Origin of the sequence: Rhodovulum sulfidophilum DSM 1374 (assembly GCF_001633165.1) — a bacterium.
Taxonomy (GTDB): Bacteria; Pseudomonadota; Alphaproteobacteria; order Rhodobacterales; family Rhodobacteraceae; genus Rhodovulum; species Rhodovulum sulfidophilum.
Window position 1 is genome coordinate 2480522 of sequence record NZ_CP015418.1, and the last position, 15216, is coordinate 2495737.

15 protein-coding genes are annotated in these 15216 nt (G+C 65.5%); 3 read left to right on the forward strand and 12 right to left on the reverse strand.

Annotation, left to right across the window (positions count from 1 at the left end; all coding sequences use genetic code 11):
- The first annotated feature begins 208 nt into the window (after positions 1–208).
- The 3 genes from A6W98_RS11740 to A6W98_RS20385 all read left to right on the forward strand — a co-directional run bounded on the left by A6W98_RS11740 (position 209) and on the right by A6W98_RS20385 (position 4600).
- Positions 209–2104 carry a DUF4209 domain-containing protein gene (locus A6W98_RS11740; protein ID WP_042461694.1) on the forward strand — a complete coding sequence of 632 codons (1896 nt, stop codon included), beginning with the start codon at positions 209–211 and terminating at the stop codon, positions 2102–2104.
- 753 nt (positions 2105–2857) lie between these two features.
- A complete protein-coding gene (locus A6W98_RS11745) occupies positions 2858–3562 on the forward strand; it encodes a hypothetical protein (RefSeq protein ID WP_042461696.1) in 705 nt (234 codons plus the stop codon).
- Positions 3563–3784: 222 nt separating this feature from the next.
- Positions 3785–4600, forward strand: coding sequence for a type II toxin-antitoxin system death-on-curing family toxin (locus A6W98_RS20385; protein ID WP_072071685.1), 816 nt, complete (start codon positions 3785–3787; stop codon positions 4598–4600).
- Between the two features lie 354 nt (positions 4601–4954).
- Here A6W98_RS20385 and A6W98_RS11750 read toward each other — a convergent pair whose 3' ends face one another.
- The 12 genes from A6W98_RS11750 to A6W98_RS21675 form a co-directional block, all read right to left on the reverse strand.
- A complete protein-coding gene (locus tag A6W98_RS11750) occupies positions 4955–5530 on the reverse strand; it encodes an HNH endonuclease family protein (RefSeq protein ID WP_081251911.1) in 576 nt (191 codons plus the stop codon).
- Positions 5531–5592: 62 nt separating this feature from the next.
- The gene (locus tag A6W98_RS11755) at positions 5593–6399 is read right to left on the reverse strand and encodes a DNA adenine methylase (protein ID WP_063490983.1); all 807 of its coding nucleotides are present in this window, start codon (positions 6397–6399) and stop codon (positions 5593–5595) included.
- A 369-nt stretch (positions 6400–6768) separates the two neighbouring features.
- Positions 6769–7098 carry a bacteriophage spanin2 family protein gene (locus A6W98_RS11760; RefSeq protein ID WP_042464309.1) on the reverse strand — a complete coding sequence of 110 codons (330 nt, stop codon included), beginning with the start codon at positions 7096–7098 and terminating at the stop codon, positions 6769–6771.
- Complete coding sequence (locus tag A6W98_RS11765; protein WP_042464308.1) at positions 7095–7604, reverse strand: lysozyme; 510 nt, start codon at positions 7602–7604, stop codon at positions 7095–7097. The genes A6W98_RS11760 and A6W98_RS11765 overlap by 4 nt, the downstream gene beginning before the upstream one ends.
- A gap of 4 nt (positions 7605–7608) precedes the next feature.
- Positions 7609–7821, reverse strand: a complete 213-nt coding sequence (locus A6W98_RS11770; RefSeq protein ID WP_042464306.1) for a DUF7940 domain-containing protein — start codon at positions 7819–7821, stop codon at positions 7609–7611.
- A 25-nt stretch (positions 7822–7846) separates the two neighbouring features.
- Positions 7847–8134, reverse strand: coding sequence for a hypothetical protein (locus tag A6W98_RS11775; protein ID WP_042461673.1), 288 nt, complete (start codon positions 8132–8134; stop codon positions 7847–7849).
- A 70-nt stretch (positions 8135–8204) separates the two neighbouring features.
- On the reverse strand, positions 8205–9050 hold the full coding sequence (locus tag A6W98_RS11780; RefSeq protein WP_042464304.1) for a hypothetical protein: 846 nt from the start codon (positions 9048–9050) through the stop codon (positions 8205–8207).
- Between the two features lie 7 nt (positions 9051–9057).
- Positions 9058–11685: a phage tail protein gene (locus tag A6W98_RS11785; protein ID WP_063490918.1), complete on the reverse strand. Its 2628-nt coding sequence runs from the start codon at positions 11683–11685 to the stop codon at positions 9058–9060.
- The gene (locus tag A6W98_RS11790; RefSeq protein ID WP_052678019.1) at positions 11670–12077 is read right to left on the reverse strand and encodes a DUF6950 family protein; all 408 of its coding nucleotides are present in this window, start codon (positions 12075–12077) and stop codon (positions 11670–11672) included. Before A6W98_RS11790 ends, A6W98_RS11785 begins: the two co-directional genes overlap by 16 nt.
- On the reverse strand, positions 12077–12601 hold the full coding sequence (locus tag A6W98_RS11795; RefSeq protein ID WP_042461708.1) for a hypothetical protein: 525 nt from the start codon (positions 12599–12601) through the stop codon (positions 12077–12079). Before A6W98_RS11795 ends, A6W98_RS11790 begins: the two co-directional genes overlap by 1 nt.
- A complete protein-coding gene (locus A6W98_RS11800; protein ID WP_042461710.1) occupies positions 12601–13197 on the reverse strand; it encodes a hypothetical protein in 597 nt (198 codons plus the stop codon). The genes A6W98_RS11795 and A6W98_RS11800 overlap by 1 nt, the downstream gene beginning before the upstream one ends.
- A complete protein-coding gene (locus tag A6W98_RS21675) occupies positions 13197–15206 on the reverse strand; it encodes a hypothetical protein (protein WP_052678020.1) in 2010 nt (669 codons plus the stop codon). The genes A6W98_RS11800 and A6W98_RS21675 overlap by 1 nt, the downstream gene beginning before the upstream one ends.
- Between the last annotated feature and the right edge of the window lie 10 nt (positions 15207–15216).

Here is a 15216-nt window from a genome sequence, read left to right on the forward strand (position 1 = left end):
GACCGCGGAAATGCAGGATTCGCCGTCATTCGATTTTCCGAAGAATGAGTTTATTTGCGCGCGCAAGAATTTCGCTATCATGCGGCGCAACGCGCGGCTGCCAAGACAAGCATGAGCACGTCGCGCCCTGGTTCGTGTATCTTAGCGAGAGCTGTAAATTGAGCGGTTAATACAGAAGACCGCATTCTTTTCACTAGTGGGGCAGACTATGGCCAGAGAAGTCAACGAAACAACGGACGATAAGGAAGCTGCCGACGAGAAACCCGCTTCTACGATCCTGCTTGCGTCCGCAGATGATTTCGCAACAATCGATCTTGAGAAGGCGTTGGAAGGGGTTGATCGCGCCGACGAGCGTGCGCTGGAACAGGCGCTAGGCATGGCTGCGAAGGCGGCTGAAGACTCCGGCGATAGAGCTGAAGCGCGCGGCTACCAGCTATTGATGTTTCTCTGCACACTCCAGTTGCGCGTCGAGGATCCGGGCCCGCCCTGGGGGCCAAGGTTCGTCGGTCGGGAGGGGAGATCCTACACGGCAAGTGACTTCCGCGGGCATCAGAATACCGTGCTCGCGGGCATCGTCGACGGGATCAGGCACCCTGCCCTCAGGGCGAGGGTCGCAGATGTCGTGTGGTACAACGACCGCGCTCAGGGCGCCGCTGCCGCGGTAGCCATCGCAGCGTACAGCGAGGCCATCGAGCGGCGCTTAGACGGGACATATGCTCCCGAATTTAGGGATGCAGAGCATATTCTTGATCTGGTCGACTGGCTTGAAAGGTCGCTCCAGATTTCGTCAATGTCCTGCAAGCGTCGCGAAATTCCTGAAACCGTGCGGTCAGCGTTCGAGGCGATGTACGAGCGCGCTTTGAATTCTGGCCAGTACGTCGCCTTCGAGCGGGTCGCAAACCTCGCGGTGGGCTACGAGTTGGCCGACTGGTCCAGAGTGGCGACTGATGCGTCGAAGCTCGCCAAGAAGCGCACCGGAGGTGACTACCCGATGGCTGTTCAGGCGGTGTGGAACCTTGCCGCCCGAGCTTACGCAAAGATCGGCGCCGAAGATAGCAAGCGCGAATGCCAGGCACAGTCTGTCGAAGAAACACTGAGAATGCGCGCGCAGGTCAGCTCCGCGGCGGCTCAGGCCTACTGGACACGCAAGGCCATTGGCGAGCTTCGGGCCGCTCGCGTCTTCAAGGATCGCATCACTGAGCTTCGGAAGGAATTGCGCGAACTGCAGGAGGCGTCGCTGGACGAATTCGGGCAATTCAGCATCCCGCTCGATATCACGCAGGAGCGCAAAGGGACGATAGAATTATTCGAAGGGCTAACCCTACCGGACGTGCTGCTCCAGTTTGCACTTCTGGCCTCGGCGCCTAAGCTGGAACATCTCAAGCAGCAAGCGCTCGAGAGTCGAAAGGACGGTTTCGTCTCGTCGGTCTTCGGCGGCAGCTATTCCGACCATGAGGGAAAGACGGTAGCCGAGACGCCCGCCCTGAAGCTTGATGGAGAGCCTGACGGTGCTTGGCTGAAGGAGCAGTACCTTCGGACACTCGATATTTGGTGGCACCAGATAGTTGGCGGCTACATCGAGCCTGCGCGTCGCACCATCATGGCCCGATTTCCGTTGGAGGTCAGGCACTTTGCGGCCATCGCTCAGATGAGCCCTTTCGTCCCTCCTGGGCAAGAACACGTGTTTGCTCTAGGGTTTGCGCGGCTCATCCAGGGAGACGCCGCTTCGGCTGCTTACCTGCTGATCCCTCAGCTTGAGAACTCTCTCCGCCATGTGATGCTTAACGCCAGCCGAGAAACATCCAAGATAAAGCCTAATCTTCTCCAAGAAGAGCGATCGCTGTCAGGGATGCTAGGGTTTCTTCGCCCAGAATTGGAGGATGTTTTCGGGGCCGATATCGTCAATGAAATCGACCTGCTATTCCATCACAGCCCCGGCCCTCAGCTTCGGCACGAGATGGCGCACGGCAAGGTATCCGCAGGCCAATGCTACCACGCGACAGGTGTCTATGCTTCATGGATGATTTACCACCTTACTTGTCTCCCCTTGATCAAGCACTGGAAAGAGCTCGTTGCCTCCGAGATCGAACAGGCTGCGCTCTGAAGTTTTCGAGGCAGCTCATGTTCCACCTATGAAGCTGGTAGATAAGACAAAATTTACGTGCTGCAGTTGAAAATATTGGAGAAACACCCAAGTCGCTTTAACCCCGAAGCTACGAACTTATGGTTCAGGCTGCGCGCCATTGAACGTTGTGCGCGCGCCCAGAAACGGTTCTTGCAGCTGGGATGGAAATACTTGGCGGACATTGGTTTGACTAGGGTCAGGACCCATTGATTTAGTCGAGCGAGCGTGATTCACCGTTCGAAAGCGAGCGGTGAACATGTCTGATCTTTTCTGGTTAGCCTATGGAGCAGCTCTCGACGAGCGACGCAGATCGGCCGAGGCTGTGTGAAAACTCGGTCAGGCATGGTCGACCCCGAAACGATGTTCTTCCAAAGGAGCTGCGGCAGTATTTCGTTCTGGCACGGGTCGCCGCACACGGGCCACTGAGGAAAGTGTTCCCACCAGATTCTCGAAATTGGAGTTTTCACACAGCCTCGGCCCTTTGCTGCCGTTCGTCGGGTCATCATTGCCGCAGCGCGGCTTCCCCATACCGGACCTTCATGGCACCGCGCAGCATAGCCCAGGGCCCTAAGGTCGGCTCAGCGCAGAGTATGAGGTTTGCAAAGTTCAGCGAAACGGTCCCAACCCGCAGCTCGGTGGGGCGGAGTGCGCCACGCCGAAGAAGTTCAGGTGGTGACAATGCCCAAGCGCAACGCTACCGTGGCGAATAATAAATGGATTGAGGGACTTTAAATGGATCCATACGAAAACCTTTCTGAAGACAACCACGTTGCGTTTCTTCAGCTCGAAAAAGAATTTCGGAATGAACTGGAAGCGGCGCAAGAAGATCAAAATTCAAGCTGGTCCTATATCGCCGCCGACTACATGAACAAGACACTTGCCGCCGCTTATGCTTTGGACGTTGATGCTCTCTCCGGGTTTTCTGTCAATACACGCGACAACAACGAGCATTTCAACGACTTCCTGCGCGCTGTGGACAACGTGATTATCCAGATGCGCATTGCAAATTCCCGAAGCCGAAACGCCATGAGCGTGGGGCTGACAGAAGCGCAGAAGACCAAGATTCACCACTTCATTGAGAAAATCCGTCGCGAAGTTGATTCGTCTTCTGCACCAGATTCCAAGAAAGACAAGCTCTATGACATATTGGCGAAACTCGCCCAAGAGGTAAGCAAGGCGCGCACTAGGTATGAGCGTTTTGCCGACTTGGCGCGGTCACTGGCTGGATTGAGTGCGGACGTTGAGCGCGAGGGCGCGCGCCCTTGGTGGCCTTGGTTTGAAAAGATTATGGGCGTTTTGGATGATGCCAAAGAGGCTGAGCCCAGTTTGCCAAAGCCGCCAGAAATCAAGAAGATCGAGCCGCCCCGCAAAGAGCTGCCCAAGCCTGATGCGGGATATGGCGGCGGGCGAGACCTAGACGACGAAATTCCCTTCTAATCGAAGCAATTTCGCTTACACTCTAATTGCGGCACGAGCGATTTGTGGGCGGCTGCGGGCTGGAAATGACGTCCTCCCGACTATGAGCATACACTTCTGGTGCTGCGCCGCCGCAAGTCCGCTCTCAGCCCGAAGCTGCCGGGCGAGCTTCGTCGCGGCATTCGGCTAGCCAAAGGCGAAAATTCAGTGGTGTTCATAGCTTGTTAACCTTGAGGAGAAAAAATGCTTGATGGCAGCGGCATAGACCCAAAACTTTTTCAAAACTATCTGCACCACTACAAAAAAATTGATGAAATAGATTATTCCGGTGATCGTCCTTACCTCACTTGCGAAGACGTGCTAGATGCGCATTTCTTGATTTGCAATCATTTCCTAAAGTTAGGAGATGGAATTGCGGGTTTTGGCCCAAAGGACTTTTACCTTCTTTCTTCTGCAGTTGGTCGGCAACTGGCTTCTGCCTTCGGCTCATTTGTTTACAATGATTTTTGGGACATCGCCTCTTCACTGATCTTCGGGCTGATCAACGACCACCCTTTCCACGATGGGAACAAACGGACTGCGTTTCTCAGCTCGGTTTTCTTCATGATGGAACATGGTTACACACCATCTGTGGACATCACCCAAGTCGAAGACTTCACGGTCGAGATCGCGGACTTCAAGCGCGCAAATGGCAGACATATGGAGGTCAGTGAAATCTCCCCAAGGTTCAAGACAATGTTTCGCAAGCAGGACAATAGAATGTCCTACATTGTGACATTCAATGAACTTCAAAAATTGCTGGGAGCACATGGTTGTTCCATTGGTTGTCCAAGCGGAAACTTCATCAACGTATACGTTGGCGACCAACGAGTATCTCAAATCGGCTTTCCAGGGTGGTCTAGGGAAGTATCTCGAAACGCTATTTCGACAGTGCGGAAGTCCACAGGACTTCTGCCTGAGAATGGCATTGATGCACAGGTCTTCTTTAAGGGGGCAGATCCACTGAGTGTTTTGATCGGCGCTTACGAAGAGCCGCTAAAGCGGCTTGCGTATCGCTGATCCCTTCATGCCGGTCTCCTTAGACGCTGCCTAAGACGAGAACGATTTTTTATGCGTGCCCAGTACAATGAAGTCTAAGAACTCATCGCGTTTGAATCCCTCAAGGGGGCTCGCACTAGCCATCTGTCGAGCCTCGCTCGATGGGCCGGAAGTGCCGGGCGATGCACGGGTGGACGCCAGGAGAGCCATGTCCGCTTCCTGCGCACAGCTGCCGTTCGTCGAGAGCGCAGCCAAGGTTGGCTCTCCGCCCAAACCTCCGAGATCCGGCCGACTCGGCGTCGAAGCGCGGTGAAGGTCCGGTTCTGGGAAGCTCGGCCGATACCTCGGAATGGGGCCGAACGTCCGGTCTCCGCCCTATGCCCCACACAGCCGCCCGGTCAGCGCGACCAGCTCCCGCTCCTCGGCGGCGGACTGCACCAGGCCGTAGCTCGCGGCGATCCGCCGGAACCGCAGCACATACTGACAGCGGAAGCCCGGATCCGGCGGCAACCAGTCGAGCGGCCCGCGCGCGCCTTTCGAGCGGTTCGCCGAGGCGCTGACGGGCAGCAGGTTGACCGGATCGCGGGCGAAGCGGGCGCGCTTCGCGGCGGGCCAGCTGGCGGCACCGTGGCCCCATGCATAGCGCAGCGGCACGATGTGATCGATGTCGAGATCGCCCGCCTCGGTGATCACCTGCCCGGTATAGGGCGCGAACCAGCGGCCGTGGCGCACCGAGCAGCCCGAGGGCGCGAGCCGCACCGGCACGGTGGAGAGGTCCGCCAGCAGCTCGGCGCGGGTATCGAGGCAGTTGCCGTCCGGATCGGTCCAGCCCGAGCCGAAGGCTGCGCGCTCATAGGGCAGGGCCGGTGCGACGCTCTGCGGCGCCTGCGCGACCGGCGCGCAGGTCAGGAGCGTCAGGCTCAGCAGGAGCAGGGACAGGAGACGGCGCATGGGATAGACCTTTTACCGGGCGCCCCCAAGATCCGGTTAAACGCCGACCGGGCCGGGGGAACTCATACGAGCCCCACCCTGACCTCGCGATTGGCGATGATCAACTCCCGCGCGGCGGTCGCGCCGCTCTTCGAGACCGAGTAAGTCAGCCGCACCTCCTCGATCACGAAGGCGCCGAACAGATCGCGGATCTCGGGCCGGTCGTTGATCGACAGCAGGAAGGCGCCCTTGATCCGGCCCAGGCGCTCGGCCAGCTCGGCGAACTGGTCGCGGTCGAAGAGCCCCTTGCCGTAATCGTCCTCGCCGCCCCAATAGGGCGGATCGAGATAGAACAGCGCCTGCGGGCCATCATAGCGGGCCAGCACGTCCTGCCAGGGCAGGTTCTCGAAGACCACGCCGTCGAGCCGGGTATGAGCGGCGTCGAGCAGCGGGCCGATCTTGGCCAGGCTGAACAGAGGCCCACTGTTCGGCGATATGCCGAAAACCCCGCGGAGCTGCCCGCCGAAGGCCAGCCGCTGCAGATAGAGGAAGCGCGCGGCACGTTCCAGATCGGTCAGCGTGGCCGGATCGCAGGCGCGGAGCCGCTCGAACTCGCGGCGCGAGGTGATCTGGAAGCGCATCACCTCCATCAGCTGGGGATAATGGCGCTGCAACACGCGGAAGAGATTGGTGATCTCGCCGTTCAGGTCGTTCGCCACCTCCAGACGCGGGCGCCAGCTTCGGCGCAGGAAGACCCCGCCCATGCCGAGGAAGGGCTCGACATAGGTGCGGTGCGGGATCGCCTCGATCCGCTCGATGATCCGCCGGTTGAGGGCCTTCTTGCCGCCCATCCACGGGGCGACGGGGGTTGCGGGGACGGTTTTTCGCATTTCGTTCATGTCAGGAACCTGTTCTAGGTCCGCCCGCTCTCGCGAGAGCCGGGCGACAGATTCCCTCTCGGGTGTCGGCGCAGCATCTGTTGACGCAGGCTGCGTGGTGAGGCGGTGCTACAACACCGCCTTGCCCCCGCCCGTAAGCGGGGGGAATTCAGTTGCGTGAGAGAAGGAAAGGGTGGCACCCCCAAGCGGGCACGCGAGAACGGGGCGACCCCCGCGGGCGTTGGGCCTGCGAGGGTCTAATTTAGTTTCAGTTCTTTGATAAGTTTAGTGGGCCCTTGCCTGGCCAGTTCCGTTGTTATAGCGGATACCCTAACCAAAGGTTGTCTGTATTATAGATAACTCGCCTTATGGTTGTATTTCTCATGATCGCCTTCCCCTGACCGCTTCGCCGATCCGCCGCCCGATCTCGCCGGGCGAGGGGGCGATCCATCCGATCAGGGCGACCAGCACGATCCAGGGCGGAATGACATTGACGATGACGGTCTCGACGCGGTCGGCGCGGAGGCGGTTCTCGGATTGCTCCTGGCGGATCTCGCGGGCGCGGGGCCGAAGGATGGAAGGCGCGTTTTCGACCTTCTGGCCCTGGACGTTTTCGGCCCCGGCCTGGACGTTGGCGGCGACGTTTGGCCCGAGCGGCACGGGCAGCCCGCCGCATCCGGCCAGCAGCAGCGCCGCGAGGAGCGCCCTCATGCGCCGTCCCAGCGAAACGGCACGTCGGCCGGAACGCCGTCGAGCCCCTCATGACAGAGCTGCCGGGCCTTGTTGCGGCGGATCAGGAGGCCGCGAATGCCCTTGCCGCCCGCGAAGCGCCAGCGCGGAAGCTCGTCGCAGGCGCCGCGCAGATCGCCCGCATTGAGCTTGCGGATCAGGGTCGAGCGCGCAGCCGCGCCGAGCCCGACATTATAGGCCCAGTCCAAAATGCCCACATAGCTCCGGGCCGGGATCAGGTCCTCGACGGGATCCGCGATCAGCCGGTCGAGCCCGGCCTCGAACTCCGCGAGCCTCCCGGCGAACATCGCCCGGCACTCGGCGGGCGTGTAGCTGTCGCCGAGCGCGACGCCCCGGGTCTCGCCGAAGCAGACGGTCGGCATGCCGACGATGTCGAGATAGGCCTCTGTCTTCAGGCCCTCATTGCCACCGACGAAGCTGAGCGCGAGGGCGGTGGCGGCGGCGCCGCGTTTCAGGATCCTGCGCATCGGTTCACTCCATCCTCTGGGCGATCAGCCGGGCGGCGAAGGCGGCCGCGGTCACCAGCGCCGACAGCCCGGCAAAGAGGCCGCGCGGGATGCCCAGCAGATCGGGCGAGGCGAGCGAGAGCCCGGCCTCACAGCCCGAGAGCAGGCCCGCGATCAGGATGAGACGGATCGACCAGGCGCGCCGGATCAGCGCGCGCCAGTGGGGCACGAGGTGCATTTGGGGCTCCTTTCGGGGGAATAGCTCAGCGCGGGACGCGCTGCAGGACGGTCTTGATGTCGGCGCGAAGCTCGCGCAGCAGCGCGTTGGTCTCCTCGCGGTCGCGCTGGCGGGCGGCGAGATCTTCGGCGCGCTGCCGCTGCCAGCGGGCCTCGAGGGCGCGGATCTCCTCGGCGAGCCGGGCGGTCTCGCGGTCGAGCGCGGCGGTATTGGTCCGCGCCCGGGCCTCGAGCCGTACCGACCAGACGGCCAGCCCGAGCAGCGAGAGCATCACCGCCCACCAGTCCCGGATCTGCGTGGTCAGTTCCTGCATGGGGCCTCCGGCGGATGGGCGCGCGCGGTGTTGGTGACGGTCATGGCGGGCCTCGTCATGGGAGGGCAGATCAGCCGGTGAGGTGTTCGCGGCGCCTGAACAGGCGGACGCGGCCGGTGCGGAAGACCTCGTTGATGCGTCCGCCCTCGGCCCAGCGGACCCGGACGGCACTCAGCGCCGAGGCCTCGGGGGCGCCGGTCGGGACGGCAAGATCCTCCATCCCGGCCTTCAGCGGCGCGTCCCAGATGCAGCCATGGACCAGCCGGGGCTGGCGCGGCATGGGCAGCCGCAGCATGCCGGAACAGACGTCATCCCTGCGGAAGCCCGCCCCGGGGAAGGACGTGAAGGGCGACCAGGTGCCGGTGACCTCGGGCCGCACCGAGATCTGCAGTGTGGAGGTGGTCTTGTTGGTGGCGACGGCCTCGAAGACCAGCGCATATTCGTATCCGTCCTCGAACTCGGGCGTCTCCACGTTCTGGATGCTGCCTGCCTTGTCGTAGCTCCAGATCAGGCCGGTGGCGCCGTCGCCGGGCCGGACCATGTCGAAAGGGTGCCAGCCCGGGATCACAGCGTCGGGGGCGTGGGCCAGGATCGCGGCGCGCAGGATCGCCCCGGTCACCGCGCCGTAGATGTCGGAAAACGCATCCTTCGCCTGGGCCTCGGTCAGCTGGTTCACCCCGGCCGGAACGAAGCTGCCGGAGGCGAAGGAGCCCAGCGTGATCCAGCCATTGTTCGGGACATTGCGCATCTTCAGGGCGCGGGCGTCGGTATCGACCCAGAGCATGCCGGCCGCCGTCTCGGCGGGCGGGGTGGCCCCGGCATTGCCGCTCTGGATCGCGGAAAGCACGCCCTGCAGCATGGCGAAGGCCTGGGCCTTGGTATGGCCGGTGTCGAGCAGATAGGTGGCTTGGGTCATGTCATCCTCATGCGGCCTGGAGGGCGGTCACGGTCAGGCCCGTGATGCCGATGGTGTAATCGGGGCTCTCGACGCCCAGGACCGCGCGGAAGCGGAAGGCCCGGCCCGAGTAGTCGGCGGCATCGAAGCTCTGCCAGGGCCCCCAGCGGGCGGCGTCGGGGGCGTCATCGGTAACCGAGACCTGCAGATCGACATCGCCATAGGCATCCGTCGAGCCGAGCCAGAGCCGCGCATCGGGCGGCGTCCACATCGCCGTGCCGGAGGGCTGCCAGAACAGGTCCCGGGCCTCCGAGATCAGGAGTTCGATATCCGAGATCAGCCGCACCGGCTGGACCGCGCCCAGATCGATCCGGCCCGCGAAGGCATAGCGCGCGCGGGTCTCGCCCGGAGCCATCGCCAGCACGCCGCCCGCCGCGTGGCAGCCCTCTGCCGCCCCCGCGAAGTCCGGCGCCTCGGCCAGGGTGGCGACGGTCGTGGTCGGGATGATCGAGGCGGCGCGGACCGCGATCCCCGAGACCGGGCCGGGCGTGCCCATCGCGTCATAGGGGCGCGCGAGATAGGTGCCGGATTTGAGCGGCAGGGTCGCCTCGGTGACCCCGCCCGAGACCGATTTGCCGATGCCGGTCGAGCTCTGCCAGCTGGCACCCGCCTGCGCGGTCGCGTGGCGGAACTCGATCCGGCCGCCCTGGCGCACGTCGAGCGAGGGATGCCGGTCCCAGCGCAGCATCGCCACCGCGCCACCCGAGGCCTGGACCGAAAGCCCGGTGATGGCGCCCGGCGGGGCGTTCTCGCCCTGCACGGCGGCGGCGCCTGCCCAGGCCCAGTCCGACCAGATGCCGCGCGCATTGCGCCCGCGCACGCCGAAGGCATAGGGGCCCGGCGCCACATCGTCGATCATGTCCTCGGGCGTATCCGTCAGCCCGCGCAGCGTGGGCTCGGGGGCAGAGACCGGGCGCCAGGCGAACTGCCAGGTGTCGACGAAGGGATTGTCGGTCGTGGCCGCCAGCCGCACCCGGGTCTTGACCCCGCCGCCGCCGCGGGTCTCGTACAATTCCTCGGTCATGGTCGGCGCCGAGACCACCGGTTTTGCGGTCGGCGAGGGCAGGGTGGGCACACCGCCCGCGGGCTTGGGCATCTCCTCCGAGGTCCGCCAGTCGAAGATCGCGGGGCCGGTCTCGATGCAGCTCAGCGTGACGCGGACCCCGTCCTCGCCGATATGGACGGTGCGGCCGGTGACCTCGAAGGTCTTCGCCGTCCAGCCCCGGCGCGGCAGGCTCACCCGGATATTGTCGCCCAGCCGCACCGGCCAGGCGGCAAGCGAACAGGGCAGCGTGACCTGCTTCTGGCGGCGGCCCTTCAGCAGTGCCAGCTTCATCAGCCGCTGGCCGCGGGCAAAGCCGGTCTCGCCCGGCAACTCGCCCATGTCGAGCACCAGCGGCTCGCCATTGTCGGCGGCGATATAGGTGGCGCTGTCCAGCACCGGCAGGTCGGTCACGACATGCTCGTTTTCCGGATCGGCATATTGCGCCTTCACGGTGTTGAACTGTTCCTCGAAGGGCTTGCGCGCGGTGACCTGGATGCCGCCGACCAGCATGTCCTCGGTGACGGTGAAGGCGGGCTCTTCCCAGGCCGCGCCCCCGACGGTCAGGCGGCCGCGCTCGCAGGTCCACCAGCCGCCCCAGGAGGAAGACAGGTCGTTCAGGTTCTCGGCCGCGGTGGCCTCGGTCTCGAGCACGCCGTTGAAGGCATAGCGGTCCTCGGTCCTGCCCGAGGCCAGCGGCACCTGTTCCTCGGCCAGGTTGGCCAGCGCGAGGATCGTGTCCTCGTCGAGATCCCCGGGGCGCCAGCCCGGCCCGCCCCGGAGCTGCGGCGTCAGCATGTAATCGCGCAGGCAGAGCGCCGGATTGGTGCTGTATTTTACCTGGCCGTCGCGCGGATCGTAAACGCGCTTGCCACGGCACCTGACCCGGATCTGGGGCGCGCCGCTGGGGAAGAGGTCGCGGTCGTAATCGGCCTCGAAATAGACATAGGCCACGCCGCGCAGCCGATGCGCCTCGGTCCATTCGCGGGCGGCCGCGACATAGCGGGCCTCGGCCGCCTGATCCTCGCCGCCATTGTGGACGCAGAGGCGCACGCGGCCTTTGTAATCGCTTCCGACCTGGCCCCAATGATACGGATCGCCGCTGCCCGCGGCTTCATCGCGGCGGTATTGCGCCTCGGTCCAGACCAGGGTCTCGCCCAGCCAGATCTCGACCGCGCCGTCGATCTCGTGGCAGGCCAGCGGCATGATCGAGTGATAGCGGCGATGCGGCTTGCCCCCGGCCTCGGTGGTGGCGCGGGCAACGATGGAGCCCCCGAGCATGCGCTCGCCATAGAGGATCCGGCCCGTCGTCACCGGCTGGATCCGGTTGAGGGTGATCTCGTCGCGGGTCTTGGCCTGGGGCTTCTTCGCCATCGCCATCTGGATGCCGGTCAGCACGGCCGCGAGCGCAGCCTGGCCCATGATGGCGGTCGCGGTCAGCCCGGCCATCCAGCCGCCCGCCGCAACGCCAAGGGCCGCCACCACCGGCGGCATGGCATGGGCGGGTCCGGCCAGCAGGATCAGCAGCGCGGGAAGGATCAGTCGATACGCCATGCCGCCTCCGCGGTCAGGACCGGGCGGCGCACCAGGCCGTTCCGGCCCATATGCTGCGCATAGCGCCCCGTCACCACGCCCATGGCGCCCGGCATCGCGCCCTCGCAGGCGGTCATCACCCAGTCGCCGCGCCGCGCGCCCGCGACCGGCAGCCGCTCCAGATGCGCGTCGACCAGCGCCTCGATGGAGCCGAAGCCCAGCAAGACCAGCACCTTGGCCGCCCCGTATTCCGAACCGTAATCCGGCAGCCCCGGGATCGGATCTTCCCATGTCATGCTCCGGGCGACGGCGCGGCAGAAGCCCAGGCAATCGGCCGTGCCCCAGGCAAAGGGCCGGTCCTCCCAGTCCCGCACCGCCGCCGACAGGCGCCGCTCCCAGCCCGCGCGCCGCATCAGGTCCGCCCCCAGGTATCTTCGCGGTTCTGGATCGCCTGGACCAGGCCGAAGCCCTGATCGCCCGGGAAGCGCTTTTCCTGGTCCTCGGGCAGGTAATAGAACGGGAACTTGCGCCCCAGCGCCATGCTGCGCGGCTCGAGCGCCAGCGTGGTGGTGGCGGTGTCGGGGCCGTCATCGCTCTCCATGGTGTCGGCGACCCCGTCGAAGAGCACATCGGCCGTCTCGATCTGGCCGGTCTCGTCGAACAGCGCCAGGAACACCGTCACCCGGCGGCGCTGGAACTCCTCGAGCTCGGCCAGCGCCACCACCTCGGGATCGAGCCCGGAAAGCGTGATCGACAGCCCCGGAATGCCCTCGCCCGAGGTCGCCTGCGCCTCGCCGACCGAGAGCATCTGCCCCGCGCCGAGATAGGTCACGCCCTCCCAGTCGACGGTCCCGTGCCCGGTGAACATCGCCAGATCGCCGGTATCGAACCGGCAGCGCACCAGCAGACCCAGCATCCGGTCTCCGCTTGCATCCATCACAGCGCCTCTCTGATTTGCAGGGATCTTGTCCGGACCCGCGCCTGGCTGACGGAAAGCACGGCCTCGGGACCGGCCAGCGCCCAGCTGCCCCAGGGCGCGCGCATCGCCACCGGATCGCCCGGGGCGACGGGGCGGCGCAGCCGGGGCCAGAGCGTGACGCTCTGCCGGAAGGCCGGTGTGGGGGCCTCGGCCGCGGTCACGATATGCAGATGGCGGCCGAGGGTCAGGTAATCGCCCGGCAACACCCGGTCGCCCGCGACTGCCAACTGCAGCACCAGCGCCTGCGCCCGGGCATTGGCCGCGACCGCCACCACCGGATCCGTGGTGATCTTGCCATGGGGCCCCTCGTAATCCATCGCGGCCATGTCGAGCTCGAAGCGGCCCGCCGGACCGTTGAGGCTGGCGATCCAGGCCGAGATCGCGGCACTCTCGCGGGCATCGAATGCCGCCAGCACCAGCTCGGCCGCCCACATGCCGCCCATGAAGTCATAGGCGGTCTGCGCAAAGCTGTAGGGGCTCTGCACGCGGATCGAGGAGGTGATCTGCTTCAGCGTGAGCGAGGCCACGCGGACGGCATCGGGCGGGAAGGCCATCAGCGGCCCTCCCGGCGCTGGCGGGCATAGACCCGCTGCGCCTCCTCGCGGGAGACCCGGCGCACCGCCTCGGCGATCTGGCGCGGATCGGCATTGGTCTGGGCCACGCTGACATGCACATCGCCCATCCGGACCGAGCCGCCGCCGAGGCTGCCCAGGCGGTGGTTCGGGATCACCTGGGCGCCGCGGGGCAGGTTCACGAGCTCGGGGCCCGCCTCGCCGACCCAGGCAAGCCCGCCCGGGGCGCGGTCGGTGCCGCGGGCAAAGCCGGGAAGGCCGCCCGAGGGGAAAAGCTGGGTCACGGTCCCGCCGCCGCCGCTTGCGCCGCCGCCGCCGAAGAGCCCCGAGAACAGCCCGTCGAAGAGCGAGCCCATCGCGTCGGTCAGCGGCGAGAGCGCGCGGTCGAGCAGATCGTCGAGCATCCGGTCGGCCAGCGCCGAGATCGCGTCCCCCGCATCGCCCGAGCCCGAGATCACGTCCTTGAAGAAGCTCTTGAAGCTGTCGCCGGTCTTCCGCGCGGTCTCGCTGAGCCGTTCGGTCGCGGTGCCGATCCCGCCAAGCCCGGTCTGGTCGTCCTCGTCCTCCGGGAGCCTGGGGCGGCCGGGCCCGCCCGGGGGCGTTTCGGCCAGGGTCTCGCGCAGTGCCTTCAGCGTCTCGAGCGGCCGGGTCATGTTGGTGAACAGCCCCTCGACCTGGGTGCCGTAATTGGTAGCGTATTGCGCCGCGAGCCGGGACTCCTCGCGCAGCGCGCGCATGCTCTCGGCGCTGCCCGTGACCGAGGCGGCCAGCGTGCGGAAGGAGGCCCCGAAGCCCGGGATCAGCTTGCCGACGGTCGCAATGTTGCCGATGAAGCCCGACCAGCGCTGCTGTATGTCGGCCATGGCCTCGAGGAAGTCCGCGCGGATCGACCAGCCCATCTGCCGGACCGCGAGCGTGACCAGATGCGGCCCCTCGGCGATCCGCTCCCAGACCTCGGCCGCGACATCCTTCATCAGATCCAGCGCTTCCCCGAAGCCGCCCGTGGCCGTGACCAGCCGTCCGAGCTGATAGACCAGCTCGCCCGCCGCGATCACCGCGATGCCGATGCCCGAGCGGATCAGCGCGCCCCGGAGCATGGCGAGCGATCCCGCCAGCGAGAGCGTGGCGAGCCGTGCTGCCGCCAGCGCGCCGACATAGCGGACCCCGAAGGCGGTGACGGCCGTGCCGATCCAGGTCGAGATCCGCGCGAGGTTCTCGGTCAGCCCGTCGATCACCCTGCGCAACAGCCCGCCCTCGCGCAGCGCCTCGGTCATCGCCTGCGCCGCGCGGCCGAGGGCTGGCACCAGCCGCAGCGCCAGCTGCTGGCCCGCATAGCGCGAGATCAGCCCCAGCCGGGCGATCCGGTCATTGGCGGCCTCGATCTTCCCGGCCTCGACCGCATCGAGCGACAGCCCGTAGTCTTCGACATCCTCGCGCGCGGCGCGTATCGCCGCGCCGCCCTGGATCATCACGAGCGCCATCTCGCGGTTCCGGACGCCCAGATCGCGCAGCACCGCCGTCGCCTCGCCCGCCGAAAGCCCGAGCCCCTTCACCGCATCGGCGATGGTCGCGACCTTGGCATCGGCATCGAGCCCGTCGAGATCGGCGGCCGCCAGCCCCAGCCGCTTGAGCGCCCGGTCGGCATTGCCGCCAACCCCGATATTGGCGATCTCGCGGCCGATGTTCTGGATGTCGTTCGTCACCGCCGAAAGCGGCACGCCCGCCTCACCGGCGGCGAGCTCGAGCGCGCGGAAGGCGCCGATGGAGGCATCGAGGCGGCGCGCGGCCTTGGCCGCCCGGTCGATCTCGCCCGCGCCCTTCAGGGCCGCCGCCGACAGCGCCGCGCCCATCGCCGAGGCGGCCGCGGCCACCGCGCGGAACTGGCTGCGCATGACGCGGAGCGGATCCTTCACCCGCTTCGCGCCGCGTTCGAACTTGGCGCTGTCGAGCCCGAGATTGACCCGGAGCGCGCCGATCACCGATTGGGACACTATATATATA